We start from the raw sequence: 3,219 nt of genomic DNA on the forward strand, positions 1-3,219 counted from the left end.
GGCAGCTTTATAGTCGTCTTGCTCGTTGCTGTTGCTTGCAGCCACAGTAGCGGTGCTAGCTGGCAATGTCGCGGATGGGCTTGGCGCAGCGTCGCTATTGCTGCCAGTGCTGGCTTGATCGCTGAGCGCAGTGAGACGTTGATCAAAGCTCAGATAATCATCAAGTCGCTGCTGTTTTAATTGATTGATAGCATGCTCTTGCTCTTCAAGTTGACCACGCATGCGCATCATTTCGTCTTGCAGCATCTGTAGCTGATAAAACAGCTGCGCATTAGCGCGCGACTGGTCTTTCGCGGCCTGCTGCTCTGACTTTTGCCGGGCGATATCGGCTAAAGATTGCGAGCTGCTTACTTCAGCTTGCGCCCAACAATCGATAACGGCTAGACAAGAAAAAGCGAGCATGATGCTCGCTTTAAAGTTTCTTACTAATGTCATAAAAGACACTCAATCAAATGAGATTACTCAGCTTTTTTGTGAGAATGCTCATGTGGGTTATGAGTTTGCTTACCATAAACCTTTTCAGCTGCTGGCTCAGCTGCTGGTGCTTCAGGTGCAATCATCTCAAGTTCAACACGGCGGTTTTCAGCCCAAGCTTCTTCAGTGCTAGCACCGTTAGCTGGCTTTTCTTCACCGTAGCCAATAACTTCAAGCATAGAAGCATCGACACCTTGAACAGTTAGGTAGTCTTGTACGGTTTTAGCACGACGCTCAGACAGCGCTAAGTTGTACTCACGAGTACCACGCTCATCAGCATGACCGTTTAGCTTGAAAGTAGCATCGCTGTCTTTCATATAATCAGCGACGATGTTTAAAATTTGCTGCGATTCATTATTTAATTGATCGCTATCAAAATCGAAGTAGTAAGTACGAGCCATGGTCATAAACGCAGCCATAGGGTCTTCTTTCACTTCTTCAACCACAGGCTCAGCAACAATTTCTTTTTTCTTGTGCGTGTGCTCATGTGGGTTGTGAGTTTGCTTGCCATAAACCTTTTCAGGTTCACCGCTGTCTTCCATGGTGTCGCTTGAACCACAAGCCACTAAGAAGCTGGCTAAAAGTATGCTAGATAGCAGGGGTAATTTTTTTAATTTCATCGCTAATATCCTTTTAATAATAAAAAAATAGTTTATTGAAACTCTGTTAAATTTCAGAATTATGATAGCGCAACATTCTGCGTTTGTCATAACTAAAGCAAGCATTATGCCTGAATATTTATATTATATAAGCCTAAATGTTACAGAAATGCACTAAAAAAAGATTTTTTAATAAAAAAATGGATCTACTTTGTGCAATTTTACGTCAACTAAAAAATTGGTGACCAGGCTGGCTCGCGAATATCCTGTAAGGTGCGCGAAGGTAATAAACTTTTAACCGCGCCATCCACAGACACCAAGGCTAATACCCCGCGATTTTTTACCTTTGATGCATACATCACCATCGCGCCGTTGGCTGAAACGGTGGGTGATTCATCGAGACGCGTATCGCTGAGAATATAGCTGCGCGCTCGCTTGAAGTCGTAGCGTGCAATGCGAAAACGGCCATTTTTACGGTTAACTAAAATCAAGCCGCTGCCGTCAGGCATGACTTGCGCGCGCGCATTGTAATCGCCATCAAAGGTCAGACGCCTGGCGGCAGGNTCGCCAAGCTTAGCTAAGTAAACTTGNGGTTTACCACCGCGATTAGAGGTGAATACCAGGGATTGGCTATCGGGCATCCAGCTGGGTTCGGTATCAATACCAAAACTGTTGGCCGCGAGTTTAGAGATTTCACCGGTGCTAAGCTGCATAATAAAAATGTCTGGCGACCCATCTTTAGACAGCACAAAGGCAAGCTTTTCACCGTCGGGCGAAAATGCTGGGCTAGAGTTCATGCCGCGAAAATTAGTGACGGCCTTGCGCTCGCCTGTACTTAAGGTATGAATAAATATGCTAGGGCGTCGGTTTTCAAACGACACATAGGCTATTTGCTTGCCGTCTGGGGACCAGCTGGGCGATAAAATCGGCTCTGGCGAGTTTAAAATTAATTTAGCTCTTGCGCCGTCAAAGTCGGCATACCAGAGCTTATAGTTATACTTGCCGTTGCCCAATACCTCGCCGCTCACATATACAATTTTGCTGGAGAAGGCGCCGGTAATATTGGTTAGCTGCTGAAAACTGGCGTCGGCCAACTTATGCGCCATATCCCGCAGGGCTGAGACGGGGCCTTCTAGAATTTTTTCTAGCACCACTTCTTGGCGATTGATGTCGAATAAATAGCAGCGGATTTCAATGCGGTCGTTATCTAGGGGTAAAATTTCGCCGCTGATTAAATATTCCTGACTGAGTGCCCGCCAGTCGCGGTAAAACACTTGTTCGGGGTTAGCTGGAAAGCTCAACATCAGGTCACGTGACAATAAGCTGAACAAGCCGGAAAAGCGAAAGTCGTTCTCGATGATGGATGCGACATCTTCTGGCAGAGTGTTCTGGCCCTGCCATACAAATGGGCTAACCGCTACGGGTGTGGGGTTGTCGACGCCTTGCGTGATTTCAATAATGATTTCGGCCTGAGTTGCGCTGGCGCTCAATAAGCAGAAAATCAGGCTGCAGTATAAAGATATTAATGCGTGGCGTTTGCTCATAATCGTAAATCCTCAGGCTTAAACAGCAGCTTAAACTGTCGATAGTAGCGTTCAAAAATGCGCGGTTCAAGCTCCGCCAGCTCGGGAAAGCGTTCGCTCTTATTCACCGCCGTCACCGCAGATCGATCAAAGGCTTGATTGCCACTGGAGCTGATAATATTGACATTCACAATGGTGCCATCAGGAATCAGCTCAATTTGCAGCAGTGCCTGCATGCCGTTCCTGGCGCTTGGTGGTCGCGACCAGTTCACTTCTACCGACTGCTGGATTAAGCCCATATAGCTCATGGCGGTAGCCTGATCTTCGGCAGCTTGTGCCGCGGCAATCGCGGATTCAAATGAAGCCAGCTCATCCAGCAGCTCTTGCTCTAGCTCATCGTCGACAATGCTGCTGGGCACAGCTTGAGGTTTAGGCTCAGCTTTTTCTTTAAGAGCGGGCTTTGTTGATGGTTTGGGATTTGGTTGAGGTTTCGGCTTTGCTTTTGGTTTCGTTGTGGGCTTTGGCTTTGGCTTTGGCTTGGGTTTTGGTTTTGGCTTGAACGTAGGTTTTACTTGCGTTTTGTCGCTGGCGGCTGATGCCGAGATCAGGCTGGCCTGAATGGC

General features: G+C 47.2%; 4 protein-coding genes. All 4 read right to left on the reverse strand.

The window, feature by feature from the left end:
• A partial coding sequence (locus HRU21_09085) for a hypothetical protein (GenBank protein NRA42445.1) occupies positions 1-435 on the reverse strand: 435 nt, incomplete at its 3' end.
• A gap of 23 nt (positions 436-458) precedes the next feature.
• A complete protein-coding gene (locus HRU21_09090) occupies positions 459-1,094 on the reverse strand; it encodes an OmpA family protein (GenBank protein NRA42446.1) in 636 nt (211 codons plus the stop codon).
• Positions 1,095-1,303: 209 nt separating this feature from the next.
• Positions 1,304-2,617 (reverse strand): Tol-Pal system beta propeller repeat protein TolB, encoded by a 1,314-nt coding sequence (gene tolB, locus HRU21_09095; GenBank protein NRA42447.1) that lies wholly within the window; start codon positions 2,615-2,617, stop codon positions 1,304-1,306.
• Positions 2,614-3,219: cell envelope integrity protein TolA (gene tolA, locus HRU21_09100; protein ID NRA42448.1), on the reverse strand; the 606-nt coding region annotated here is incomplete at its 5' end. The genes tolB and tolA, both read right to left, overlap by 4 nt.

Source organism: Pseudomonadales bacterium, assembly GCA_013215025.1.
GTDB lineage: Bacteria > Pseudomonadota > Gammaproteobacteria > Pseudomonadales > DT-91 > DT-91.